The 26,865-nt window shown below is 30.6% G+C and carries 22 protein-coding genes; 20 read left to right on the top strand and 2 right to left on the bottom strand.

All coding sequences use genetic code 11. The features are described from left to right. Nucleotides 1-215 precede the first annotated feature (215 nt). From CSPA_RS22835 to CSPA_RS22805, 7 genes are all read left to right on the top strand, one after another. Nucleotides 216-1,418 (top strand): response regulator transcription factor, encoded by a 1,203-nt coding sequence (locus CSPA_RS22835; RefSeq protein WP_015394763.1) that lies wholly within the window; start codon nucleotides 216-218, stop codon nucleotides 1,416-1,418. Next, entirely contained in the window at nucleotides 1,419-2,372 is a 954-nt protein-coding gene (locus tag CSPA_RS22830) for a substrate-binding domain-containing protein (RefSeq protein ID WP_015394762.1), read from the top strand. A gap of 116 nt (nucleotides 2,373-2,488) precedes the next feature. After that, nucleotides 2,489-3,493 (top strand): ABC transporter substrate-binding protein, encoded by a 1,005-nt coding sequence (locus CSPA_RS22825; RefSeq protein WP_015394761.1) that lies wholly within the window; start codon nucleotides 2,489-2,491, stop codon nucleotides 3,491-3,493. Nucleotides 3,494-3,597: 104 nt separating this feature from the next. Then, nucleotides 3,598-5,118: a sugar ABC transporter ATP-binding protein gene (locus tag CSPA_RS22820; protein ID WP_015394760.1), complete on the top strand. Its 1,521-nt coding sequence runs from the start codon at nucleotides 3,598-3,600 to the stop codon at nucleotides 5,116-5,118. Further along, the gene (locus CSPA_RS22815) at nucleotides 5,115-6,155 is read left to right on the top strand and encodes an ABC transporter permease (protein WP_015394759.1); all 1,041 of its coding nucleotides are present in this window, start codon (nucleotides 5,115-5,117) and stop codon (nucleotides 6,153-6,155) included. Before CSPA_RS22820 ends, CSPA_RS22815 begins: the two co-directional genes overlap by 4 nt. Further along, complete coding sequence (yjfF, locus tag CSPA_RS22810) at nucleotides 6,152-7,144, top strand: galactofuranose ABC transporter, permease protein YjfF (RefSeq protein WP_015394758.1); 993 nt, start codon at nucleotides 6,152-6,154, stop codon at nucleotides 7,142-7,144. The genes CSPA_RS22815 and yjfF overlap by 4 nt, the downstream gene beginning before the upstream one ends. 210 nt (nucleotides 7,145-7,354) lie before the next feature. Continuing rightward, nucleotides 7,355-9,142 carry a cache domain-containing sensor histidine kinase gene (locus CSPA_RS22805; protein WP_015394757.1) on the top strand — a complete coding sequence of 596 codons (1,788 nt, stop codon included), beginning with the start codon at nucleotides 7,355-7,357 and terminating at the stop codon, nucleotides 9,140-9,142. A gap of 144 nt (nucleotides 9,143-9,286) precedes the next feature. Here CSPA_RS22805 and araA read toward each other — a convergent pair whose 3' ends face one another. Then, on the bottom strand, nucleotides 9,287-10,753 hold the full coding sequence (gene araA / locus CSPA_RS22800) for an L-arabinose isomerase (RefSeq protein ID WP_015394756.1): 1,467 nt from the start codon (nucleotides 10,751-10,753) through the stop codon (nucleotides 9,287-9,289). Between the two features lie 403 nt (nucleotides 10,754-11,156). Between araA and CSPA_RS22795 the strand changes: the two genes are divergently transcribed. The 9 genes from CSPA_RS22795 (at nucleotide 11,157) to tkt (ending at nucleotide 22,461) form a co-directional block, all read left to right on the top strand. Continuing rightward, the gene (locus CSPA_RS22795; protein ID WP_015394755.1) at nucleotides 11,157-12,239 is read left to right on the top strand and encodes a GntR family transcriptional regulator; all 1,083 of its coding nucleotides are present in this window, start codon (nucleotides 11,157-11,159) and stop codon (nucleotides 12,237-12,239) included. Nucleotides 12,240-12,696: 457 nt separating this feature from the next. Next, entirely contained in the window at nucleotides 12,697-13,383 is a 687-nt protein-coding gene (locus CSPA_RS22785; RefSeq protein WP_017810390.1) for an L-ribulose-5-phosphate 4-epimerase, read from the top strand. Between the two features lie 76 nt (nucleotides 13,384-13,459). Beyond that, nucleotides 13,460-14,113, top strand: a complete 654-nt coding sequence (fsa, locus tag CSPA_RS22780; RefSeq protein WP_015394753.1) for a fructose-6-phosphate aldolase — start codon at nucleotides 13,460-13,462, stop codon at nucleotides 14,111-14,113. Between the two features lie 225 nt (nucleotides 14,114-14,338). Beyond that, nucleotides 14,339-15,946, top strand: a complete 1,608-nt coding sequence (locus CSPA_RS22775; RefSeq protein WP_015394752.1) for a xylulokinase — start codon at nucleotides 14,339-14,341, stop codon at nucleotides 15,944-15,946. Nucleotides 15,947-16,008: 62 nt separating this feature from the next. Next, nucleotides 16,009-16,281 carry a hypothetical protein gene (locus CSPA_RS22770; protein ID WP_015394751.1) on the top strand — a complete coding sequence of 91 codons (273 nt, stop codon included), beginning with the start codon at nucleotides 16,009-16,011 and terminating at the stop codon, nucleotides 16,279-16,281. A 116-nt stretch (nucleotides 16,282-16,397) separates the two neighbouring features. Beyond that, nucleotides 16,398-17,528, top strand: a complete 1,131-nt coding sequence (gene chvE, locus CSPA_RS22765) for a multiple monosaccharide ABC transporter substrate-binding protein (protein ID WP_015394750.1) — start codon at nucleotides 16,398-16,400, stop codon at nucleotides 17,526-17,528. Nucleotides 17,529-17,597: 69 nt separating this feature from the next. After that, complete coding sequence (gene mmsA / locus CSPA_RS22760) at nucleotides 17,598-19,148, top strand: multiple monosaccharide ABC transporter ATP-binding protein (protein WP_015394749.1); 1,551 nt, start codon at nucleotides 17,598-17,600, stop codon at nucleotides 19,146-19,148. A gap of 1 nt (nucleotide 19,149) precedes the next feature. After that, nucleotides 19,150-20,364 (top strand): multiple monosaccharide ABC transporter permease, encoded by a 1,215-nt coding sequence (gene mmsB / locus CSPA_RS22755; protein WP_015394748.1) that lies wholly within the window; start codon nucleotides 19,150-19,152, stop codon nucleotides 20,362-20,364. Between the two features lie 105 nt (nucleotides 20,365-20,469). Continuing rightward, nucleotides 20,470-22,461: a transketolase gene (gene tkt / locus CSPA_RS22750; RefSeq protein WP_015394747.1), complete on the top strand. Its 1,992-nt coding sequence runs from the start codon at nucleotides 20,470-20,472 to the stop codon at nucleotides 22,459-22,461. A gap of 111 nt (nucleotides 22,462-22,572) precedes the next feature. Here the strand turns inward: tkt and CSPA_RS22745 are convergent, their stop codons facing one another. Further along, nucleotides 22,573-23,307 (bottom strand): GntR family transcriptional regulator, encoded by a 735-nt coding sequence (locus tag CSPA_RS22745; RefSeq protein WP_015394746.1) that lies wholly within the window; start codon nucleotides 23,305-23,307, stop codon nucleotides 22,573-22,575. Between the two features lie 361 nt (nucleotides 23,308-23,668). On the opposite strand from CSPA_RS22745, the gene udp reads away from it, so the two are divergent. The 4 genes from udp (at nucleotide 23,669) to CSPA_RS22725 (ending at nucleotide 26,848) form a co-directional block, all read left to right on the top strand. After that, nucleotides 23,669-24,445 (top strand): uridine phosphorylase, encoded by a 777-nt coding sequence (gene udp, locus CSPA_RS22740; protein ID WP_015394745.1) that lies wholly within the window; start codon nucleotides 23,669-23,671, stop codon nucleotides 24,443-24,445. 38 nt (nucleotides 24,446-24,483) lie between these two features. Then, nucleotides 24,484-24,885, top strand: a complete 402-nt coding sequence (gene cdd, locus CSPA_RS22735) for a cytidine deaminase (RefSeq protein ID WP_015394744.1) — start codon at nucleotides 24,484-24,486, stop codon at nucleotides 24,883-24,885. 68 nt (nucleotides 24,886-24,953) lie between these two features. Further along, a complete protein-coding gene (locus tag CSPA_RS22730; RefSeq protein WP_015394743.1) occupies nucleotides 24,954-26,144 on the top strand; it encodes a phosphopentomutase in 1,191 nt (396 codons plus the stop codon). A gap of 29 nt (nucleotides 26,145-26,173) precedes the next feature. Then, nucleotides 26,174-26,848 carry a YczE/YyaS/YitT family protein gene (locus CSPA_RS22725; protein ID WP_015394742.1) on the top strand — a complete coding sequence of 225 codons (675 nt, stop codon included), beginning with the start codon at nucleotides 26,174-26,176 and terminating at the stop codon, nucleotides 26,846-26,848. Nucleotides 26,849-26,865: the final 17 nt, after the last annotated feature.

Raw genomic sequence — 26,865 nt, 5'->3', positions numbered from 1 at the left:
AGTAATAAATATTTTTAATAAAGTATACATTTACATGAAATATATTGATTTAATGTATGCACAAGTATATTATAATACATAAGAATTGTACATACAATGTTTTGGAAAATTATTTCAAAAATCTATTGATAAATTTCCAAAAGATTACTACTATTAATAATATCGGGGAAATAAGTACTACCATTTGATACAAAAACAGAATAACGGAGGGTTTTATGTGGAAATTAGTTGTTGCTGATGATGAACCTAAAATTAGAAGAGGAATTGAGAATCTATTAGATTGGCATGAACTTAATATTAATATAGTAGGTGAGGCAGAAGATGGCGAAATCGCATTGGAAGTTATAAAAGAAAAGAAACCGGATATAATTTTATTAGATATAAATATGCCTTTTCTAAATGGCCTCAATCTTTTGGAAAAACTTAAGGAGATTAATTATAAAAGCATTGTTATTATTATAAGTGGATATGATGATTTCTCCTATGCACAAAAAGCTTTAAAGTATAATGTTTTTGATTACGTTTTAAAGCCAGTCAACAAAAAGAATATGGAAGAGATAATATTAAAAGCAGTATCCAAACTTAATGAAATTCAAAATGAAACTAATTATTTAGATTGGGTAGAAAAGCAATTAAATGAAAATATAGAAATATTGAAGAAAAATTTTTTTAGTGAATGGCTAGATAACAAATTAAATGATCAACAGATGTTAAAAGAAATTGAATATTTTAAAATTAAATTTAATAATAATGTTGGGCTTATTTTAGTTAAACCAATAGAAAAATTAAATTTAGAAACTGCAGAGAAAAGATGGAATATGGAACTTTTAGAATTTGCAATTGCTAATTTGCTAAATGAAAAATTTAATAAATCAAATGAAAAGTTTATTTTTAACGATGATAAGAATAACGTAGTATTGATTGCAAATATACATGATATGGTGGAATGGATTAACCTTGGCAATCAGGTGGAAATGGAAATTGGTAAATATTTAAAGTGCAATGTGCTTGTTGAACAAGCAAATGTTGCAGAGGGAATATTAAAAATAAAGCATGAATATTTAAAAATAGTAAATGATTTGAATAAAAAAAGAAAATGTAGCCCTATAATTTTGTTGGCCATAAAATATATAGAGGATAATTATTATTCAAATGATTTAAGCGTAAATGATATATCTGATAAATTGGAAGTTACATCATCGTATTTAAGCAAGCTGCTTAAGAAAGAGACAGGCCTTTCCTTTATTGATTATTTAACTAATGTAAGAATAAAAAAGGCTATGTGTATTATGGAAGATCCATCAATTAAAATATATGATGTTGCGGAGTTAGTGGGGTATAGTAATCAACATTATTTTTGTAGAGCTTTCAAAAAAGTAGTTGGAATTTCACCAACAGAGTTTAAGAGGGGGAAATAAATGAAGAATAAAAAATATATAATTTATTTGTTTACAATATTAATTTTAATATTATTTATTATCATTTATAAACTCTATTCCAGTAGGATAAACTCTCAAAAAAAAGATACTTTTATTATTGGAATGTCCCAAGTTAACTTGTATGAGCCATGGAGAGTATATATGAATAAGGAAATCCAGGAGGAAGCTAAAAAGCATAGTAATATAAAGATGATATTTAAAGATGCAGGTGGAGATACTGAAAAACAAAAAAAAGATATTGAAGATTTAATTAATTTTGGTGCAGATGTCCTTATAGTATCAACAAACGATTCGAAAGAATTAACAGGTACAGTAGGGAAAATATATAAAACTACACCTGTTATTATGTTAGATAGGGCTATAAGTGGATACGATTACACTTTGTATATTGGTTCTGATACAGAATCTATAGGCATGCAGGCTGGAGAGTTAGTCGGTGAATTAGCAGGTAAAGATAAAGATAAAGTCAAAGTTATAGAAGTTCAAGGAATGTTAGATTCAAGTACAGATAAAGAAATTACTAATGGCTTTAGAAATTCAATCACTAAACATAAAAATGTTTCTGTGGATAGAACTATTGTTGGAAATTGGCAAGAAAGTGAAGCAGAAGATAAACTTGAGGAGATTTTAAAAGAAGACAATAATGTAGATATTATTTTTGCACATAGTGATTATATGGCACTTGGAGCGTATTATGCTGCAGTGAAGAACAATTTAAAGAATATAAAGATAATTGGAGTTGATGGGCTTGAAGGTCCAGAAGGTGGAAAAGAGATGGTTAGGAATGGTATACTTCAAGGGACCTTTACTTGTAAAACTGGAGGAAAAGAAGCCGTGGAGTATGCTCTTAAGATATTAAATAAAGAGGAAATTCCAAAGAAAATATTATTAGAATGCAATAAAATAACTAAAGAAACTATTGGAAGTAATTAAAATTAATATAAGTCTTAAAAGTATACAAAAGTGCCAATTAATGCAAATACAATTTTAAAGAGCAGCTATATAATTAACTCATGAAAACGAAAACATAAATATAGGGGGAATTAATTATGAAACTAAAAAAGATGATTGCATTAGTGGCAAGTACTGTATTATGTGTTGGTATGCTTGCAGGTTGTGGAGGTTCAGCATCAAAAGGAGACGCTGCACAAACATCAGCGAAAAGTTCATCAGCTAAAAAAGTAATTGGATTTGCACAAGTTGGAGCAGAAAGCGGATGGAGAACAGCAGAAACTGACTCAATAAAATCAATTCCAACGCTAGATTCTAATTTTGATTTGAAATTTTCTGATGGTCAACAAAAACAAGAAAATCAAATAAAAGCTATAAGATCATTTATTGCTCAAAAAGTAGATATAATAGCTTTAGATCCGGTTGTAGAAACAGGATGGGATACTGTACTTAAAGAAGCTAAAGATGCTAAAATCCCAGTAGTAATAGTTGATAGAAAAGTTACAGTATCAGACGATTCACTTTATAAATGCTTTTTAGGTTCAGATATGGTTGCAGAAGGTAAAAAGGCAGCTCAAATAATAATAGATCAATATGGTAAAGATGCAAAATTAAATATAGCAGAACTTCAAGGAACTGTTGGATCTACAGCAATGGTTGGAAGACAGCAAGGCTTTAATGATACAATCAAAGATTGTCCAAATTATAAGATAATAAAATCACAAACTGGTGACTTCACACGTGCAAAAGGTAAAGAAGTTATGGAAGCTTTCTTAAAATCAGATGGAGATAAGATAAATGTATTATGGTCTCATAATGATGATATGGCAATGGGAGCTATACAAGCTATAGAAGAATATGGTAAGAAGCCAGGAAAAGATATATATATAATTTCAGTTGATGGAATCAAGGATATTTTCCAAGCAATGGTTGATGGTAAAGCTAATGCAACTGTTGAATGTAATCCTCTTCTTGGACCACAATTATTAGAAGTATCTAAAAATATATTAGATGGTAAGAATGTTGAAAAAACTATTAACTCAAAAGAAAGCCAATTCTTACAAAAGGATGCAGCAGCAGAATTACCTAATAGAAAATATTAGTTTAAAGATAAATATAAGAGCAGGATACTAGTCCATGCTCTTATGTTTAATAAAATGAAGTACGTACAAGTTTGCGTTACATAAAAGTATGAGGAGTGATATATATGGAAAATTCTGATATAGTTTTAGAAATGAAAAATATCAGCAAGGTTTTTCCAGGTGTTAGAGCCCTTTCAAATGTTGATTTTACTCTTAGAAAAGGTGAAATACACACACTTATGGGGGAAAATGGAGCTGGGAAATCAACATTGATAAAGGTACTTACGGGAGTATATAAAATAGATGAAGGCACAATTATTTTGCGAGGAAATAAAATAAAAATATCATCTACTGAGGAAGCTCAAAGCCATGGTATTAGCACAGTTTATCAGGAGGTTAATTTATGCGCAAATTTAACAGTGGCTGAAAATATATATATTGGGCGCGAACCTATGAAGCATGGAAGTATAGATTGGAAAAAAATGAATACTGATGCGGACAAGTTATTGCAGGAAAGGTTGAACTTAAAAATAGATGTAAAAAAGGCCTTAAACAATTATTCTGTTGCTGTTCAACAAATGGTTGCTATTGCACGTGCAGTAGATATATCTAAAGGCATATTAATTCTAGATGAACCAACATCTAGTTTAGATGAAAAAGAAGTAAAGCAGTTATTTAAGATAATGAAAAAATTTAGAGAAGAAGGAATGTCAATAATATTTGTAACTCATTTTTTGGATCAGGTATATGAAGTTTCGGATAAACTTACAGTACTTAGAAATGGTGAATTAGTTGGAACTTATGATGCAGATAAACTGCCTAGAATTGAATTGGTTTCTAAAATGATAGGAAAAGATTATAGTGAGATAGAAAAAAATGCAAAGACTAAAAAAGAAGTTGTAAATAAAGAAAGAGAAAATTTTATTAAAACCGATAAATTTGGAAGAATAGGAACTATTAGTCCTTTTGATATAGAAATAAAGAAAGGAGAAATTCTTGGTTTTGCAGGACTTCTTGGATCTGGAAGAAGCGAATGTGCACGAGCTATATTTGGAATTGATAAGGCTACAAGTGGCAAAATTACTATTAATGGAAAGTCTTATTCATATATTTATCCGCAAAAGGCAATTGAAGAGGGAATTGGATTTTGCCCTGAAGATAGAAAAGTTGAAGGAATAGTTGGAGATTTAACAATAAGAGAAAATATAATACTTGCATTACAGGCTCGCAAAGGAATATTTAAATATATCCCAATGAAAAAACAGCAAGAAATTTCTCAAAAATATATTGATTTACTTAGAATAAAAACACCAAGTATGGAACAAAAGATCAGTAATTTAAGTGGAGGCAATCAACAAAAAGTGATTTTGGCTAGATGGCTTGCAACCGAGCCTGAGTTACTAATTTTAGATGAACCAACAAGAGGAATTGATATAGGAGCTAAGAATGAAATAACAGAATTAATTTTGAAATTAGCAAAACAGGGAATGACAATTTTATTTATTTCATCAGAACTTCCAGAAGTAGTTAAGTGTTGTGATAGGGTTATAGTTCTTAGAGATAGAAATGTTATAGGCGAATTAAGTGGTGATGAAATAGAAGAAGGAAATATTATGAAAACTATAGCAGGAGGTGCAACTGCATGATAGATAAAAAGGAAAAGAATTTTTTTATGAAAATTTACAATACGAAAATATTTTGGCCATTAGCAAGTTTGATAATATTATTATTATTTAACTTTATAATGACACCAAGCTTCTTGAGTATAACTATGAAGGATGGACATTTATTTGGAAATACAATTGATATTTTAAATCGTGCAGCCCCGTTAATTCTAATATCACTTGGAATGACAATTGTTATAGCAACCCAAGGAATTGATATTTCTGTTGGGTCTATAATTGCAATAAGTGCAGCATTATCAGCAACAGTTATAGTTGATGGAGGATCGGTTCCAATGGCAGTAGCTGTTGGAATAATCAGTGGCCTACTATGTGGAGTATGGAATGGATTTTTAGTTTCATATATAGGGGTTCAACCAATGGTTGGAACTTTGATTTTATATATAGTAGGTAGGGGAATTGCACAACTTATAACGGGTGGACAGATTTTAACTTTTACAAATAAGGAATTTATATTTATAGGAACTGGTTACGTTATACTTCCAGTAGCAATATTTATTGTATTTTTTGTGGGATTAATTATGTATGCTTTAATAAGAAAAACGGCTCTAGGTCTTTTTATTGAATCTATAGGCGTTAATAGCAATTCTTGTAAATTTGCAGGAATTCAATCTAGAAAGGTTGTTTTTTCACTTTATGTTATTTGCGGAGTTCTTGCAGGGATAGCTGGCATAATTTTATGTGCAAATATAAAAAGTGCTGATGCTAATAATGTTGGTTTATGGCTAGAACTCGATGCAATATTAGCAACAGTTATTGGTGGAACATCAATGGTTGGAGGAAGATTTTATCTTGCAGGAACTGTTGTTGGAGCTCTGTTTATACAAACATTAACAACTACAATATATAGTTTAGGGGTTCCGCCAGAAATAACTTTGGTGGTAAAAGCAATAGTTGTTATAGTTGTATGTATAATTCAATCGCCAGAATTTAGAAAGATGATCAGGATAAAGAAGACATCTAAAAATGAAGCTAAGGAAAAAGAGGTGGCAAGAGCATGAATAAAAAGAGTTTATTGAAATTAAACAAAGATTACATTGCCATTTATGCTACTATAGTATTATTTATAAGTTTATTTTTAATTGGTTCAATCCTATATAATGGATTTTTATCTCCGCAAGTATTTTCGAATTTGTTTATAGATAATGCATATTTAATTGTTATAGCAATTGGTGAAGCTGTTGCGATTCTAACAGGTGGAATTGATTTATCAGTAGGTGCTATGATAGCTTTTGTAAGTATGATCACTGCAAGTTTATTACAAAAAGGTGTGAATCCTGTTTTGGTTATACTAATTGTGCTTATAGTTGGAATTGTTTTTGGAACTGTTCAAGGAATTTTAATTCAAAAATTTAATTTACATCCATGGATAGTTACATTGGCAGGAATGTTCTTTGCAAGAGGTGCCAGTTATATTATAAGTATTGATACAATTATGATTGATAATCCATTATTTATTGATATTTCTTCATACAGAATTTCGATACTCCCAGATGCTTTTATATCAATTAATGTTATTGTTAGTTTAATGGTTGTAGCTGGTGCTTTTTATATGCTAAAGTTCACTAGGTTTGGAAGGACAGTATATGCAATTGGAGGAAATGAAAATTCAGCAAAACTAATGGGATTACCAGTAGAAAGAACAAAAATTCTTGTATATACATTTTCAGGATTTTGTTCAGCTCTAGGTGGGTTGTTGTTTACAATATATACTCTATCAGGCTATGGACTTCATTGTAATGGAACAGAAATGGATGCTATAGCAGCGTGTGTAATTGGAGGAATATTATTAACTGGAGGTTATGGAAATATTATTGGTCCATTATTTGGAGTACTTACAACAGGTATAATTCAAAGCCTTATAATGTTTGATGGTACTTTGAATTCATGGTGGACTAAAATTGCTGTTGGAATGTTGTTATTCATGTTTATTGTATTACAGAGAATCATTGTTATTAGAGATGAAAAACGGAAAAGTGCATTAATTTAATATATATAATTTAAAATTTATAATAGCAGATTGTACTTGCTTATCTTTGAATTAAATAAATTTGGATAAGTGAAAAATAAGCAATCTGCTATTAATTATTTTAAGTTTTAAATAATAGGTTTTTTATAGTTATTATATTTCTCGAAAAATAGATTATAAGATTGGTTTATAGTAGAATAGTAGTATAAATTGAAAATTTATAGAGTTTTTATGACTGGAGGGGATGGATTGAATAAACTTAAGACATATTTTATGAATAGAAGCATAAGCAGTAAGCTTATTTTTTATTTTTTTGGAGTTATTTTAATTGTTACAATGATGATAACAATATTGGGAAATTTGTCATATAGAAATTCAATAAATTTCTCTCAAAATGAAAATACTAATCAAATAATAAAACAAATAAATTATAATATAGAATCATATGTTAATAACACTGAAAATATTATGAATTATATGTCTACCGATCCGAGAATCTTGAAATTTTTAAGTGATAATAAATTGAAAAATGATAATTTAGAAGATGAAGCTTATAAGTCAATATATAGTTTTGTAAAGTTTAATCCTAAAATAGCTGGGATAATGGTGGTTAATAATAATGGTGGATACATAAGTGATGTTATGAATAAGGTATCTAGACAATCTTTGATAAATGAAGAATGGTATTTAAAAGCTTATAACGAACCTGATAAGATACACTTGTTTACTAAGCCAACAGGACGAAATATTGATAATATTTTTCGATATTCAGCAGATGAAGTTTTTTCTGTTTCAAAAGCAGTAGTTGATTCTTCTAGTAAAAAAATAAATGGTGTAATTCTTATTGATGTTAAGTTAGATGTTATTAAAGATATTATTGAAAATTCAAAACCGGGTACAGCAGGTTTTATTTATATTATGGATAGTAATAAGGAAATAGTCTATACACCAGTGAATAATGTGGTATATAGAATTAAAAATGAATGGATAGATAAAATTAATAATGAAATCATAATAAAAAATATTAATGGAGAAAATTATCAGTTAACAAAAATTAAATCAGAATATACTGGTTGGGAAACAATAGGTGTATTTCCTGAAAGTGAGAGCCTTCGTGTTATTGAAGATATAAAATACTATTCAGCAATAGTTGCAGTTTTAGCACTAATAATTGCACAAATATTAGTTATAATATTCACAAGGTCCATTGTCAATCCTATAAAAAAATTGAAGAAACTTATGAAGAAAGCGCAAGAAGGAGATTTAACTGTAACATTTAATGCTAAGTATAATGATGAAATAGGAGAACTAGGTGGATCTTTTAATACTATGGTTAAAGAAATAAGTAATTTAATAAATTTAGTTCAAGTTGAAGAAAAGAAAAAAAGAATTGCAGAAATGAATGTTTTGCAAGCACAAATAAAGCCGCATTTCATGTATAACACGTTAGATACAATAAGGTGGATGGCAGAAGAACATAATGAAGAAGATATTATAGAAATAATAGAGGCTTTTACTAATTTACTTAGAATTAGCTTAAGTAAAGGGAAAGAAATAATAAGTGTGAATGAAGAACTAAGCCACATAAAGAGTTATTTAACTATACAAAAAATAAGGTATGAAGACAAATTAGATTATGAAATTCAAGTTGATGATAATATGCTAGAATATAAATTGATAAAATTAATATTGCAGCCTTTAGTAGAAAATGCTATTTATCATGGAATAAAAGAAAAAAGAGGAAGTGGAAGAATTCTCATTAAGGGAGAAATTAAAGAAAATACGTTAATCTTCGCAATTAGTGATAATGGTAAAGGGATGGAAGAAGAATTGTTGAATAAAATAAATTATATGCTTAGAAATGGTAATGAAAAGAAAAATGAGATAGGGTATGGAATTTTTAATGTAAATGAAAGAATAAAAATTATATATGGGGATGAATATGGCTTACAATATGAAAGTATATATGGTGAAGGGACTACAGTTCTGCTTAAGCATCCAATAATAGATGGTGAGTAGATAAATTTCATTTTTTGCAAATATAAAATGGTGAATTGTAATATAAAGGAGGGGAACCTTATAGAGTAAAATGTATTATCTATAAGGAAATTACAATTCACCATTTTGTTTATTTAAAAAAGATTATAGCTAATTTAAAATTGACTATTTCCAAGCTGTACTAGAAATTTTCAATTCATTTTTGAATGTAGATAATTTTGTTTCATTATTAATCAAAATGCATTCAATACCAACCATGTCAGCCCAATCTACTAATTGCTCTTCATCAAGAACAAAAGAGAAACTTGTATGATGAGCACCACCAGCTAGTATCCATGCTTTTGCACCTTCCTTTAATGATGGTTGTGGTTTCCAAAGAACGCCTGCTACTGGTAAATTAGGCATGTCCTCAGTCATTTCAACTGCATCAACACTATTGACAACTAAACGGAATCTATTTCCCATGTCTATTAATGAAGCAGCAACAGCAGGACCAGATGCTCCTTTAAATACTAAACGAGCTGGATCTTCTTTGTCACCAATTCCAAGAGGATGAACTTCAATAACAGGTTTTGTTCCAGCAAGAGTTGGACAAACTTCAAGCATATGAGCTCCAAGAATTAATCCATTTTCAGAATCCATATTGTAAGTGTAGTCTTCCATCAATCCTGTAGCTTTTCCATTTGCCATGATTTTCATAGCTCTAAGAAGAGCAGCAGTTTTCCAATCTCCTTCAGCACCAAATCCATAACCTTCAGCCATTAAATGCTGAGCAGCCAATCCAGGAAGTTGTTTCATTCCATGAAGAGCTTGGAAGTTAGTTGTGAAAGCAGTATAACCTTTAGCATCTAAGAAAGATCTTATACCTATTTCTATTTTGGCTTGTTCACGAATTGAAGCTAAAGATGCTTTAGGATCTATATCATACAATTTAGCATACTCAGCCATAAGTTCATCGATTTGACTTTCAGTAACCTTGTCCATTGATTTAACTAAATCGCCAACACCATAGTAATCTACAGTCCAGCCAAATTTAATTTCAGCTTCAATTCTATCACCATCAGTTACTGCTACATCTCTCATATTATCACCGAAACGGGCAACTTTAATATGTTGACCTTCAGTCACAGCAACAGCTGGAGCCATCCATTTAGCAATGTCGTATGCAACAGAATCTTCAGTCCAATGTCCAACAACTATTTTTCTTGGTATATCTAGTCTAGCACCAATATATCCAAATTCTCTGTCTCCATGAGCAGCTTGATTTAAGTTCATGAAGTCCATATCTATTGTTCCCCAAGGAATTTCTTTATTAAACTGTGTATGAAGATGAAGTAATGGCTTTCTAAGTTGAGTTAAACCATGAATCCACATTTTTGCTGGTGAGAATGTATGCATCCATGTGATTATACCTGCACAATTTTCAGTATTATTAGCTTCATTACATACTTTTCTGATTGAATCAGAATCAGTTGCAACTGTTTTAAATATTATTTTGTAAGGCAGACTTTTTGAATTTAAACCTTCAACTACTTTTTTTGAATTATCAGCTACTTGATCAATTACTTCTGGACCATAAAGAGGTTGGCTTCCAGTAATGAACCAAAATTCATAGTTTTTTAACTTTATCATTTAACATTCCTCCTAAAATATAATAAAATGATTATTTATTCATGTATTCATTTACATGTTTTTTGAAATACAATGTTGTTTGTACAATCTTATTATAATATAACATAGTTGTGCATACAAGATAAAATTAAATATTTAGAAAAAATAACTACATAAAAGTTGAGGGGAGATATCCAAGATGTCATAAAATCAATGGTTTATTCGGTGGGTGAATGTCAAATTACTTTAGGAAAAATGATTGTCTTAACTAAAAAAAATGATTGATAAAGAAAATAATTTGTAAAAACAGTTGATATAATAAAAAAAAAATTATATAATCAAATTATCAAGTGCGTACAACTTGAAAAAATTATGTTTCTAAAGTAGTATTGCATATTTTACTTGATGAAAGTAGTTGAGGAAAATGAAAGAAGCTGAAACAAAACATGAGCTTATTGAAAAATATTATATCGACCTTCTGGAAAACAATAAGGTTTCAGCAGGGGAACAATTACCTTCTGAAAATGATATAGCCAAGCAATTTAATGTTAGTAGGCACACTGTAAGACAAGCTCTTAATTATTTAGTTCAAGAAGGCTGGATATATAAGGAAAGAGGAAAAGGAAGCTTTTACTCAAATAAAAAGCAAAATGAAATAAAGAAAAACGTTGCGGTTCTTACAACATATATATCAGATTATATTTTTCCAAAGATAATATCAGGTATAGAAGAAGAACTGAGAAGAAAAGGATATAACTTACTGCTATTTAATAGTAACAATGATATAAACAATGAAAGAATTTGTTTTGAAAACATTATTAACCAAGATATAGCAGGATTAATAGTAGAACCAGCTCAAAGTACAATAAACAATTTACACCATGAGAGCATTAAAAAGTTAGAAAAAAATAATATTAAATATATTGCGATCAATGCAAATTGTGATGAGGAAAATTCTGCTTATATTCTAGTAGATGATGAACAGGGTGGATACAAATTAACAAATTATTTATTGGAACTTGGGCATAGAAATATAGCAGCCTTATTCAAGGCCGATGACTTACAGGGTGAAAAGAGAAGAAGAGGATATATTAAGGCACTTACTGAATATAACTTGAGCTTTAATAAAAAAATAGTTGGAGAATATATAACAGATAATCAAGAAATGTACATAGACCAGTTTATTAAAAGAATTCTTAGTTCTGAAAACAGGCCTACTGCAATTGTTTGTTATAATGATAAGGTTGCTTTAAGGGTAATAGATGAGTGTAGAAAAGAAAACATAAAAATACCTAAAGATCTGTCAATTGTGAGTTTTGATGATTCAAGTCTTGCAGTTTCATCCGACATTAAACTTACAACAATAAAACATCCTAAAGAGGATATGGGAGTAAGAGCAGCAAAATGTGTTATAGATATGATAGAGGGCAGAATAGATAAACCTCAGTATACTTACAGTGCTGAACTTATTGTTAGAGAATCTTGTTCAAGAGTAGAGTTACAATAAATATATGGACAAGTTAGAATGGTTAAAATTTTTATCTTTGCTTTGTACTAAAGCAAAGATAAATTTAAATAATATATATAAATTTTTATTCTTTTTACGTATTCTTGTACGTACATATATGCAACAAGGAGGTAGGAAAGGTATTAAAATTAAAGTGTATTATGAAAGTTTATTCAGTAAGGGAAACAGAAGTTTTTGAAAAAAGACAGTGTAAAACCTTGCAAAGCGTGTAACCGTATACTCTAGAGAGTATAAGAAATACTTACGATTAACCGTAAGTATATCATTTATCAAGCCAAAATAATAGTTTAAAAAATCAGCTAATAGTTTTAATTTAATAGTAAACAGTGAAAAAAGTTCTGTAACACTAAAAAATATTAACAAATATGTAGTGATTTACACCATAACTGTGAACTGTAAATTGTAAACTGTAAACTGACAAAATGGGGTGTTAAAATTGTTAGAAAAATTAAAAGAAAAAGTTTATGAAGCAAATATGGAACTTCAAAGAAAAGGCCTTGTTATTTATACATGGGGAAATGTAAGTGAAATTGATAGAGAAACAGGCTTGGTAGTTATTAAGCCAAGTGGTGTTGATTATGCAACAATGAAAGCTGAAGATATGGTGGTTGTAGATTTAGAAGGGAATGTTGTTGAAGGAAAATATAAACCATCAACAGATACCCCGACTCACCTAGTTTTATATAAAAAATATTCCAATATCGGAGGCGTGGTTCATACTCATTCAGAATGGGCAACAACTTTTGCTCAAGCTGGAATGGATATACCAGCTTTTGGTACAACTCATGCAGATTATTTTTACGGAGATGTTCCATGCACTAGGGACTTAACTGATGAAGAAATCAGCAACGAATATGAGAAAGAAACAGGAAATGTGATAGTTGAAACAATAGGTGATAAAAATCCATTAGAAGTTCCAGCTATTGTAGTAAAAAATCATGGACCATTTGCATGGGGAAAAGATGCAGATTCAGCTGTATATAATGCAGTTGTATTGGATAAAGTTGCTGAAATGGCTTATAAGACAATGACATTAAATAGTAAGGTTGAAAGAGTTAAGCAGCATCTTTTAGATAAGCATTACTTGAGAAAACATGGTGCAAATGCTTATTATGGACAATAATGAAATTAAGTTAAATAAATATGTAAGATATTAAATAAGCAAAAATTTTAAATTAATAAATGGGAGATGTAATATTATGAGATTTTTTTTAGACACAGCAAATGTAGAACACATTAAAGAAGCAAATGAAATGGGAGTAATCTGTGGAGTAACAACAAATCCATCACTAGTAGCAAAAGAAGGCAGAGATTTTAACGAAGTAATTAAGGAAATAACAGGAATAGTTGATGGACCAATAAGCGGAGAAGTAATAAGTGAAGATGCAGCAGGAATGATAAAAGAAGGAAGAGAAATTGCAGCAATTCATAAAAATATGATAGTAAAAATTCCAATGACAGCTGAAGGCTTAAAGGCAACAAAGGTATTATCTAGTGAAGGAATAAAGACAAATGTAACTTTAATATTCTCAGCGACTCAAGCATTATTAGCAGCAAATGCAGGAGCAACTTATGTAAGTCCATTTTTAGGAAGAGTAGATGATATATCAATGATAGGAATGGATTTAGTAAGAGATATAGCAGAAATATTTGCAGTACATGGAATAGAAACAGAAATAATAGCAGCAAGTGTAAGAAATCCAATTCACGTAATTGAAGCAGCCAAAGCAGGAGCAGATATAGCAACAATACCATTTAATTTAGTAATGCAAATGCTAAAGCATCCATTAACAGATCAAGGATTAGAAAAATTTAAAGCAGACTGGGCAGCAGCTTTTCCAGCTAACAGTTAACAAACTAAGTTCACAGATTACAGTTAAGAATGAAATTACTGAGTAGTTTTGTGGATTGATATTTAAGTCTAAATTGTTTAGAGGATACTAAGAAAATAATTAATGTATAGTAAAAAAGATATGCATCTTATAATAAATTAAAAAATTCAGCTAATAAGTTAAGAACTAACTGTTAACTCATAACTGTTAACTCTTAACTAATAACTGAATAAATTGGAGGGTTTTATGAGTCACGATATGAGCAAATTAAAGAATGCTATTATTAATGGAAAAACAGTACTTGGCATAGAACTTGGTTCAACTAGAATTAAAGCTGTTCTAATTGATGAAGATAATACACCCATAGCTTCAGGTAGTCATGATTGGGAAAATAGATATATTAATAACATATGGACTTACAGTTTAGAAGATATATGGACTGGTGTTCAGGATAGTTACAAGAATATGGTTGAAGATGTTAAGAAGCAATATGGTGTCACTCTTCAAACTATAGGAGCAATTGGATTTAGTGGAATGATGCATGGGTATATGGCTTTCGATAAAGAAGGTAAACTTTTGGTGCCTTTCCGTACATGGAGGAATACAATTACACAAAAAGCATCTGAAGAATTGACAAAGGTGTTTAATTATCATATTCCACAAAGATGGAGCATTGCTCACCTTTATCAAGCTATTTTAAATAATGAAGAACATGTAACTGATATAAGTTTCCAAACAACTTTAGCAGGGTATATTCATTGGAAACTTACAGGACAAAAAGTTTTAGGGGTAGGTGAAGCATCAGGAATGTTTCCTATAGATATTGATAGTAAAAGCTTTAATAAAAATATGATTAAACAGTTTGATGAATTGATAACTTCAAAGAATTTCTCATGGAAACTTGAAGAAATATTACCTAAAGTTTCATTGGCTGGTGAAGATGCAGGTACACTTACTGAAGAAGGGGCAAAGCTCTTAGATGTTACAGGACAATTAAAGGCTGGTATTCCACTTTGTCCTCCCGAAGGTGATGCGGGAACAGGAATGGCTGCTACTAATAGCATCGCAAAGCGTACAGGTAATGTTTCAGCAGGAACATCTGTGTTTGCAATGATTGTACTTGAAAAAGAACTATCAAAAGTGTATGAAGAAATTGATCTAGTTACAACACCTACTGGTAATCTAGTAGCTATGGTTCACTGCAACAACTGTACATCAGATCTTAATGCTTGGGTTGGTTTGTTTAAAGAATTTGCAGAAGCAATGGGTGTAGATGTTGATATGACAAAACTTTTTGCAACATTATATAATAAGGCTCTTGAAGGAGATTCAGATTGTGGTGGATTATTAGCATATAACTATTTCTCAGGTGAACATATAACTAATTTTGAAGAAGGACGTCCTTTGTTTGTAAGGTCACCAGAAAGTAAATTTAGCTTAGCTAATTTTATGCGTGTTAACTTATTCACAGCACTAGGTGCATTAAAAATTGGATTAGATATTCTCCTTAAACAAGAAGGTGTTAAATTAGATGAAATTTTAGGTCATGGAGGTTTATTTAAAACTAAAGAGGTTGGACAGAAGATTATGGCTGCCGCTATAGATGCTCCAGTTTCTGTTATGGAAACTGCTGGAGAAGGTGGCGCATGGGGAATTGCATTGCTTGCATCATATATGCTTAATAAAGCTGAAAATGAGACATTAGAAAATTATCTAGTAGAGAAAGTATTTGCAGGAAAGATTGGTACTAAGGTTAGTCCTGATAAAAATGACGTTGAAGGTTTTAACCAATTTATAAATCGTTATATAAATGGACTTACAATTGAAAGGGCAGCAGTAGATAAACTTAAATAAATATTAAAATACTTTATTATTGAATATTAAACCATAATTTTTATTAGATTGGAGAGAATTCAATGAATGAAAAGAATGTAACATTAAGCAATAGGTTATTATACTATCTAATAGCACCAGGATTATTACTATATTTTGTTATGATCGATGCTGGATTTCTAACACCATCCTTTTTACCATTGACGATGTTTGGAGCGATTATTATTTTGTGTGTGGCTATTCATCTGTTATACAAAAAAAAGAATGTAGAGTATAAGTTTGATGTAAATAAGTTATATGCTAATGCTATGGCATTGTTAGTTATTTGGGAATTGTCCTACAACTTTTACAAGTAAATGTAAAGATATTACCTTTTGATCTGTTTGAATTTATCACATATGATAACGATTAGATGGAACAAAAGAAAATATAAAATTAAATTAAATATGTGTAGATGGAAGGGGAAACAATTATGAAAAAGAAATTAATGGCAATGTTACTATCTATGACACTTTTAGGATCATTAGGAGGATGTGGTGTTACAACTACTGCTCCAGGAGGTGCAGATGACAAAAATTCTAGTAGTGCAACAAGTGATTCAAATACTAGTGGAAAAACAATTGGTATTTTAATGCCAACAAAGTCTTCTGAACGTTGGATAAAAGATGGAGACGATATGGTAAAAGGTTTAAAAGATCTTGGCTATAAAACAGATCTTCAATATGCAGAAGATGTTGTTGAAACACAAGTATCACAAGCTGAAAACTTAATTACAAAGGGCGTAAGTGCTTTAGTAATTGCAAATATTGATGGTGAATCATTAACAGACGTTTGTGCAAAAGCTAAAGCAGCTAATATTCCTGTCATAGCTTATGACCGTTTAATTAAAAATACTGCAGATGTAGATTACTATATTTCTTTTGATAATAAGCTTGTAGGGACTCAAATAGGACAATATATTGAAAAGAAATTAGATTTAAAAAATGCAACTAAGTCATTTAATATAGAATTATTTGCAGGTTCTCCAGATGATAATAATGCACATATGTTATACGATGGTGCAATGGAAGTTCTTAAACCTTATATAGATTCTAAAAAATTAGTTGTAGCTTCAGGTCAAACTAAATTTGATGAAGTTTGTACATTAAGATGGGATGGAGCTTTAGCACAAAATAGAATGGAAAACATATTAACTGCTAATTACTCAAAAGGTAAAAAAGTTGATGCTGTATTCTCTTCTTATGATGGTTTAAGTCGTGGTATTGTAGAAGCTTTAAGAAGTGTTGGTTACGGTAGTGCTGATCTTCCATGGCCAGTAATAACAGGTCAAGATGCAGAAACAGCTACAGTTAAGTCAATAGTTAAAGGTGAACAAACACAAACAATATTTAAAGATACAAGAAAATTATCAGCTCAAGCAGTTAAAACAGTTGATGCAGTTTTAAAAGGACAAAAAGCAGAAGTTAATGATGAAAAAACTTATAACAATGGAGTAAAGGTTGTACCATCTTATTTATGTACTCCAGTTTCTGTAGATAAGGATAATTATAAAAAAGAATTAATTGACTCAGGATATATAAAAGAAGCAGACCTTAACAAATAGTAATCAAATTATAAAAATAATAGTAGCAATAAATTGCTACTATTATTTAAACAAGGAGGGACATAATATATGTTAGGGAATAATGATATTATTCTTGAAATGATAAATATAACTAAGACATTTCCAGGTGTAAAAGCATTAAATAATGTTAATTTACAAGTACAACAAGGAGAAATTCACTCACTTTGTGGAGAAAATGGAGCAGGTAAATCTACTTTAATGAAAGTTTTAAGTGGAATATATCCTTATGGATCATATGAAGGTGCTATTTTGTACAACAGAAAAGAATGTAAATATAAAACTGTTAAAGATAGCGAAGCAGATGGAATTGTTATTATACACCAAGAATTAGCGTTAAGTCCTTACCTTAGTATAGGTGAAAATATTTTTATAGGAAATGAAATTGCGAGTCATGGAGTTATAGATTGGCATGAGGTAAGAACAAGAACTCAAGAATTACTTAAGAAAGTTGGCTTGAATGAAGACCCAGATACCATAGTAAATACATTAAGTGTTGGTAAGCAACAGCTAATTGAAATTGCTAAAGCCCTATCAAAAAATGTTAAATTATTAATATTAGATGAGCCAACAGCATCATTAAATGAAGATGATAGTGAACATCTATTAGATCTAATGTTGGAGTTAAAAAAACAAGGAATAACATGTATTTTGATTTCACATAAATTAAATGAAGTTTCTAAAGTTTGTGATTCTATAACTATATTGCGTGATGGAGCATCTATTGAAACTTTAGATGCATCTGGCGGAAGAATTCCTGAAGATAGAATTGTAAAAGGTATGGTAGGACGTGAACTTTCAGATCGTTATCCTAAGAGAACTCCTAAAATAGGAGATGTGTTATTTGAAGTAAAGGATTGGAATGTATATAATCCGGAATATCCAGATAGAAAAAAAGTTGATAATGTCAATATAAATGTGAGAAAAGGTGAAGTGGTTGGAATTGCAGGGCTTATGGGTGCAGGAAGAACTGAACTTGCAATGAGTATTTTTGGAAAAACATATGGTGCAAATATTTCTGGAACTCTTATAAAAGAAGGAAAAGAAATCAATATAAAAACAGTTAAAGATGCAATTGATGCAGGTATTGCTTACGTAACTGAAGATAGAAAAGATGCAGGTTTAAATTTAATTGATGATATACGTCATAATATTACAATTGCTTCTTTAAATAAAATTTCTAATAAGGGTGTTATAAATGAACAAGTTGAAATTTTAGCTGCAGAAGAATTTAGAAAATCAATGAATATAAAAAGTCCAAGTATATTGCAGCTTACAGGAAATTTAAGTGGTGGTAATCAACAAAAAGTAATCCTTTCAAGATGGATTTATGCAGAACCAGACTTATTAATTCTTGATGAACCTACTAGAGGAATTGACGTTGGAGCAAAATATGAAATTTATACAATTATAAATGACTTAGTAGCACAAGGAAAAGCTGTTATTGTAATTTCTTCTGAATTACCAGAAGTTCTTGGTATAAGCGATAGAATTTACATCATGAATGAAGGGAAAATGATAGGGGAACTAGATATTAAGGATGCAACTCAAGAAGTTATTATGAGTAAAATAGTTACGGCAAAAAACAAGGAGGCAGAGTAAGATGAGTGAAGTAAAAGTTGAAACAAATAATAGTGTAAAAGACGAAGTTAAAAAAGGTAGTTCATTTAAGAGTTTTATGGGAAAAAACGGAATGTTTGCTGTATTAATAGCGGTAATAACTATATTTGAAATTCTAACTAAAGGAATTATGTTAAACTCTCTTAATATAACTAATTTAATTCAACAAAATGGATATGTATTGATTGTTGCAATAGGTATGTTATTGGTAGTAATAATAGGTACAGTTGATCTTTCAGCAGGTTCAGTCTGCGCATTTATTGGAGCCATAGCTGGTGTGTGTATGGTTAGTAAAGGCCTTAATCCAGGATTATCTATTATTATATCACTTGTATTAGGCGGAATTGTTGGAGCAGCTCAAGGATATTGGATAGCTTACAAAGAAATTCCAGGATTTGTAGTAACTTTAGCTGGTCAGTTAGCATTTAGAGGATTTGCGATGATAATATTAAATGGTAAAACAATAGCACCATTTCCAACATCATTTGCAAATATAGGATCTGGTTTCTTACCACCACTATTTTACTTCAAAATGGGTGCAGGTTATTTAGTTGGATCAACAGTAATTATAGGAATTATATTCTCATTAGCAGTAGTATTAATAAATATGAAAAATAGGAAGAAACTAAAGAAATATAATTTTACTGTTGAAAGTAAGAATGTATTTTTGGCTAAAAATGCTGTGATAGTTGCAGTAATTCTAATTGGAGCTTTTATGTTAGGAAGTTACAAAGGAATACCTAACGTATTGATACTTGTTGGAGTAATAATAGGAATTTACTCATTTATTACTACAAAGACAGTATTTGGTAGACAAGTCTATGCAGTTGGTGGTAATAGAAAAGCAGCAGCATTATCTGGTGTAAAGGTTGCTAGAACTCAATTTTTAGTATTTATTAATATGGGAGTTATGGCAGCATTAGCAGGATTAGTTTATGCAGCGCGTGTTAACTCAGCACAACCAAAAGCAGGGGTTAACTTTGAATTTGATGCAATGGCAGCTTGTTATATTGGTGGTGCATCAACAAGTGGTGGTACAGGAAGAATCATGGGAGCAGTTGTCGGTGGATTAGTATTAGGTGTTCTTAACAATGGTATGTCTTTACTAGGAGTAGATAATAACTGGCAAATGGCTATTAAAGGTTTTGTTTTACTATTTGCAGTAGTATTTGATTTATACTCAAAGAAGAAGAAATAATGAGTATTAAATTATAGTTTGACAATGTTGTATTGTAAATTGTCAATTAAATTCTATATTGTTAATTTAGAAAAAATAGTAAAATAAGTTAAAGTGAGGTAAGAAATGAGTAGAGAATTAGATAAGTTATCAATTAATGCAATAAGAGTGCTATCAGCAGATGCTATAGAAAAATCAAAGTCTGGGCATCCAGGGTTGCCACTTGGTTCAGCAACAATGGCATTTACATTATGGACAAAAATGAATCATAATGGAAAAAATCCTGAATGGGATAATAGAGATAGATTTGTATTATCAGCAGGACATGGTTCAATGCTTGAATATTCATTATTACATTTATTTGGATATGGATTAACTGTTGAAGATTTAAAGAACTTTAGACAAGTAGGAAGTTTAACACCAGGACATCCTGAATATGGTCATACTAAAGGTGTTGAAATAACAACTGGACCACTTGGACAAGGTATTTGTAATGCAGTAGGTATGGCTATAGCAGAAGCACATTTAGCAGAAAAGTTTAATAAGCCAGAGTATAGCATAGTTGATCATCATACATATGCTATAGTTGGTGATGGATGTCTTATGGAAGGAATTTCAGGAGAAGCATCATCGCTAGCAGGAACTTTAGAGCTTGGAAAATTAATCGTATTATATGATTCAAACAATATTTCAATAGAAGGAAATACGGATATAGCATTTAGAGAAGATGTAGCAAAGAGATATGAAGCTTATGGCTGGCAAGTATTAAAGGTTGCAGATGGAAATGATATAGATGCAATAGAAAAAGCAATAGCAGAAGCTAAAGCAGAAACTAAAAAGCCATCAATGATAATAGTTAAAAATCAAATAGGTTTTGGTTGTCCAGCAAAACAAGGAAAAGCATCAGCTCATGGAGAACCTTTAGGGGCAGACAATGTAAAAGCTATGAAGGAAAACTTAGGCTGGAAAGCTGAACCTGCTTTCTATGTTCCAGACGAAGTTTACACAAATATGAACGAACATATAGCAAAAGGTGAAAAGACTGAGACAGCTTGGAATGAATTATTTAAAGCTTATTCAGCAGCTTATCCAGAATTAGCATCAGAATATACTAAGTGGATGAGTGGAGAAATTGATAAAGATGCATTATTAAACAATGAAGAACTTTGGAGCTTTGATAAAGAAATGGCTACAAGAGAATCTTCAGGAATAATGATAAACAGACTAGCTAAGCTTATTCCAAACTTTATTGGAGGATCAGCAGATTTAGCACCATCTAACAAGACTCATATGAATGATAGAGGAGATTTCTCAGCAGAAGATAGAAGTGGATCTAACCTTCACTTTGGAGTTAGAGAACATGCTATGGCAGCTATAGCTAACGGTATGTATGCTCATGGAGGACTTAAGGTATTCTGTGCAACCTTCTTTGTATTCAGTGATTACATGAAGGGAGCAATGAGATTATCAGCTCTTATGAAGCTTCCAGTAACTTATGTATTAACTCATGATAGTATTGGAGTAGGGGAAGATGGTCCAACTCATGAACCAATAGAACATTTAGCAGCACTTAGAAGCATGCCAAATATGACAGTGTTTAGACCAGCAGACTCAAAAGAAACAGCAGCAGCTTGGTATTATGCTGTAACAAATGGAACTACACCAACTTCATTAGTATTAACAAGACAAAAGTTACCACTATATGATGGATGTCCTAAGAGAGCATTAAAGGGTGGATATATCCTTAAAGATTCAAAGAAAGAAACTCCAGATTTACTACTAATGGCATCAGGTTCAGAAGTAGAATTAATCTTTAAAGCAGCAGATGAGTTATCAGCAAAAGGAATTGATGCAAGAGTAATAAGTATGCCAAGTTTTGAACTATTCGATGCGCAAGATGAAGCTTATAAAGAATCAGTAATGCCAAAAGCAGTACGAGCTAGACTAGCTGTTGAAGCTTTAACATCCTTTGGATGGCATAAATATGTAGGTTTAGACGGAGATGTTATTTCCTTAGATACCTTTGGTGCATCAGGTAAAGCAGAAGTTTTATTTGAGCAATTTGGATTTACTGTAGAAAATGTTGTTGGAAAAGCAATCAAAGTAGTTGAAAAATAAGTAACATAATGATGTTTTACAATAAATCTCAAACTTATTTAGTTTGGGATTTATTTTTTTTGTAAAAAAGAGCCACACTAATTTTTTAGTGTGACTGCTCCATTTGTATGATTATTTTTTTGGATGAAATTTAATAGAGCTAGTTTTTATAGGTAAATAGTGCTTGTTAGAGGCTATTGGAAATTCTGAGTCTTTATGGATAGTTTCTTGTATTAGATGAAATTGATTTTCTGGTGAAATGGGGTAAGCTTTGGCAGCAAAATTTCCAGAAGTTGAATACTTAATTTCAACCAAAATATCACTAGATATTTCATAAAGCTCTGTCTCTATAAATTCTAAAATTTGATCTTGGTTGTTTAAATCCAAATTAAATTTGGAAATGGTTTCAATTGGTAGTAAAGTAAAAGTGTATGCTATAGACTTACCTTGAGCCTTATACCACCGATCTATTAATACAACAGCAGCAGTCTTTTTTATTAAAATTTGATTAAAATAATCTGTAGACGGTTCTATACGCAATTGGATTTTAACTTCATCAATGGTATCGTTTATACATTTGTATATAGGGTGCCCCATTGTTTCTAAACCAATATCTTTTTTGGGTTTAGCCTTCACTATAAAATTTCCTTTGCCTCGAATATTATTTACTAATCCATCATCTTGCAATAATGCAAGTGCCTGTCTTAAGGTTGTTCGGCTAACCCCAATTAATTTTGAAAGTTCGGGTTCTGATGGCAATCTACTGCCTTCAGGAAAAGTTCCTTCATTTATCATTTTAAAAAGTTGATTATAAACACTCACATATCTCAATTCTTTTTCATTTACAGTTATATTAAACTCATTCATAAAAATATCACCTTTCTACAGACATAAGGTTGTTTAGACAAGTAGACATATACATAATATTATTATAAGTATATAATAATAAATATAATTTCGATTTTATATTAATGACAATAATATTTTTATAATACTCAATTATCGTTATTAACACAATATATTTTAACATAGATTTGAAGTTAGGTATAACCCTAAAATATAAAATAAATAAAAAGAACTTGACAGAAATAATTAGGCATGATATTCTCAGTGTACAGACAAAGATACAAGTTAATAGACAAGTTAATAATGTGTCCGACATTTTTTTAAAAGACTCTTGTAATCGTATTCTAAAAATGATTTTTATGAAATAAATGGAGGGATAAATATGAATTATTCGCAAGGTTCAGGGAAACAATATCATATAAATGTTGGGGAAGGAGAAGTTGGGAAATATGTTATCATGCCAGGAGATCCAAAAAGATGTGAAAAGATAGCAGCCCACTTCGAGAATCCAAAGTTAATTGCTGATAGCAGAGAATATGTAACTTATACTGGATATTTAGATGGGGTTAAAGTTAGTGTTACATCAACTGGAATAGGTGGACCATCAGCTGCAATAGCCCTAGAAGAATTAGTAAACTGTGGAGCTGATACCTTTGTAAGAATAGGTACATGTGGCGGAATGGATATAAATGTTAAAGGTGGAGATGTAGTTGTAGCCACTGGAGCAATTAGAGCAGAAGGTACTAGTAAAGAATATGCGCCAATTGAATTCCCTGCTGTAGCAAATTTAGAGGTTATAAATTCTTTAGTAGATGCGTCTAAGAAATTAAATAAAGTTTACCACGCAGGAGTTGTTCAATGTAAAGATTCATTTTATGGACAACATTCACCAGAAACAAAACCAGTAAGTTATGACTTATTAAATAAATGGGATGCATGGTTAAGATGTGGATGTCTTGCTTCTGAAATGGAGTCAGCTGCATTATTTGTAGTTGGAAGTTATTTAAAAGTCAGAGTTGGATCAGTTTTCTTAGTAGTAGCAAACCAAGAACGTGAAAAGGCAGGCTTAGAAAATGCACAAGTGCATGATACGGAAGCTGCAATAGAAGTTGCTATTGAAGGAATTAGAAATCTAATAAAAGCTGATATGAATAAATAATTTAATAATAAATTATTTAATTATGGGAGATGGGAAATATGGATAAATATCAAGATATTTTAGATAAAGCCTTTGAGGCTATGGAAAATGCATATGCACCTTATTCAAAGTATCATGTTGGTTCTTGTGTTTTAACTAAAGATAAGAAATACTTTATAGGAGCTAATATAGAAAATGCATCTTATGGATTAACAAATTGTGCTGAAAGAAATGCAATTTTTCAAGCTTATTCCAATGGATATCGTAAAAGTGATATAGAAGCAATAGCTATTGTAAGTGATGGAAAAACATTAGCAACTCCATGTGGAGCATGCAGACAGGTATTAGCAGAGTTATTAGAAAAAAATACACCAATAGTATTATCTAATAAAAAGATAGAAAAACTTACTGATATAGAAGAATTATTACCAATGTCTTTTGGCGAAGAAGATTTGAGGTAAAAAAATAAAATCAATTGTTTATAATGCATAAGATAATTAAAGCATTATTAACTTAGAAAGGATGAAATATGAAAAAATATAATAGAATTTTTACAATTGTAATAGATTCTCTTGGAGTTGGAGAAATGAACGATTCAAGAGAATATGGAGATACTGGAGTAGATACGCTTGGGCATATAGCAGAAAGTGTTGAAAGCTTTAAAATACCTAATTTGCAAAAGCTTGGGTTAGCAAATTTACATCCAATAAAGCATGTAGCAGCAGTTGAAAGGCCATTAGCTCATTTTATGAAAATGAAAGAAGCAAGTGTAGGTAAAGATACAATGACTGGCCATTGGGAAATGATGGGACTAAAAATAGAAACTCCATTTCAAACATTTACAGATACAGGTTTCCCAAAGGAATTGCTAGATGAGTTAACAAAAAGAACAGGACATAATATTGTAGGGAATAAGAGTGCCAGCGGTACAGAAATTTTAGATGAACTTGGTGAACATCAAATGAAAACAGGGGATATGATTGTATATACTTCAGCAGATTCTGTTTTACAAATTTGTGGTCATGAAGAAACCTTTGGATTAGATGAGCTTTACCGTTGCTGTGAAATAGCTAGAGAAATAACTCTTAAAGATGAATGGAAAGTTGGAAGAGTTATAGCAAGACCATATTTAGGAGCAAAAAAAGGTGAATTTAAAAGAACAAGCAATAGACATGATTATGCTTTAAAACCATATGGAGAAACTGCTCTTAATGTATTAAAAAATAGTGGACTAGACGTTATCTCTGTAGGAAAAATTAATGATATTTTTGACGGAGAAGGAATTACAGAATCTAATAAATCAAAAAGCTCTGTTCATGGTATGGAACAAACTTTAGAGCTTGCAGATAAAGAATTTAAAGGATTATGCTTTATCAATTTAGTTGATTTTGATGCATTGTGGGGACATAGAAGAAATCCAGTTGGCTATGCAGAAGAATTAGAAAAGTTTGATATTAATTTAGGCAAATTACTAGACAAATTAAGAGCGGATGATTTATTAATAATCACTGCTGATCATGGTAATGATCCTACTTATAAAGGTACTGATCATACACGTGAATTTGTTCCTTTCTTAGCATATTCACCATCAATGACACAAAGTGGTTTGATGGAAACAAGTAATAGTTTTGCTGCAATTGGTGCTACAATAGCAGATAATTTTCAAATAGAAATGCCCAAAAATACAATCGGTGAATCAGTATTAAGTAAGCTTATTTAATATGTACAGCCAAGGAAGGGTAGTGGTTAATGGATAGTTTCATTAATAAAATTAAGAAGGAATACAATAAAATATTTCTTGTAAAAATTGCAATAGCATTAATTGGTGTAGCATTTATAGGCTTTGGAATTGCATTTAACTCAGCTGCAATGCTTGGAAATGATGCAGTAGCAATTTTATATGATGGAGTTCGTAATGCATGTAGACTTCCACAAAGTGGACTTGGAATAATAACAAATGTAGTAAATTATTCGTTGATAATAATAGTAGTAATACTAAATAGAAGATATATTAATATAGGTACATTTATATATACGATTCCTATGGGAACTTTTGTAGGAATAGGTGCCAAAATTTATGATTATATCAATTTCCCTTTTATTTTAGAATGGAGAATATTAAGTGCAATTTGTGGGTGTTCAATGATATTTATAGGTCTAGGAATTTTCATAGCTATAGACATTGGATTAGATCCGTTTACATGTATAGCAATGATATTGAGAGATAAAATAAAGTCTCAATTTCGAACAGCAAAGATAATATGTGATATTACTTCAGTTACTATTGGATTTACCCTAGGTGGGAAAGCTGGCTTGGTAACAGCAATTGCTGCCTTTGCAGGAGGCCCAAGTATACAATTTGTATCAGAACTATTTAAAAAAGTAGTTCTGGTACATTTAAAAATAAATAAAGATAAGATTTAAAATGTGATTTTTGGAGG

This window comes from Clostridium saccharoperbutylacetonicum N1-4(HMT) (genome assembly GCF_000340885.1).
Classification (GTDB): domain Bacteria; phylum Bacillota; class Clostridia; order Clostridiales; family Clostridiaceae; genus Clostridium; species Clostridium saccharoperbutylacetonicum.
The sequence above is the reverse complement of the archived record's forward strand: the minus strand, read 5'-3'. Positions and strand labels throughout refer to the sequence as shown.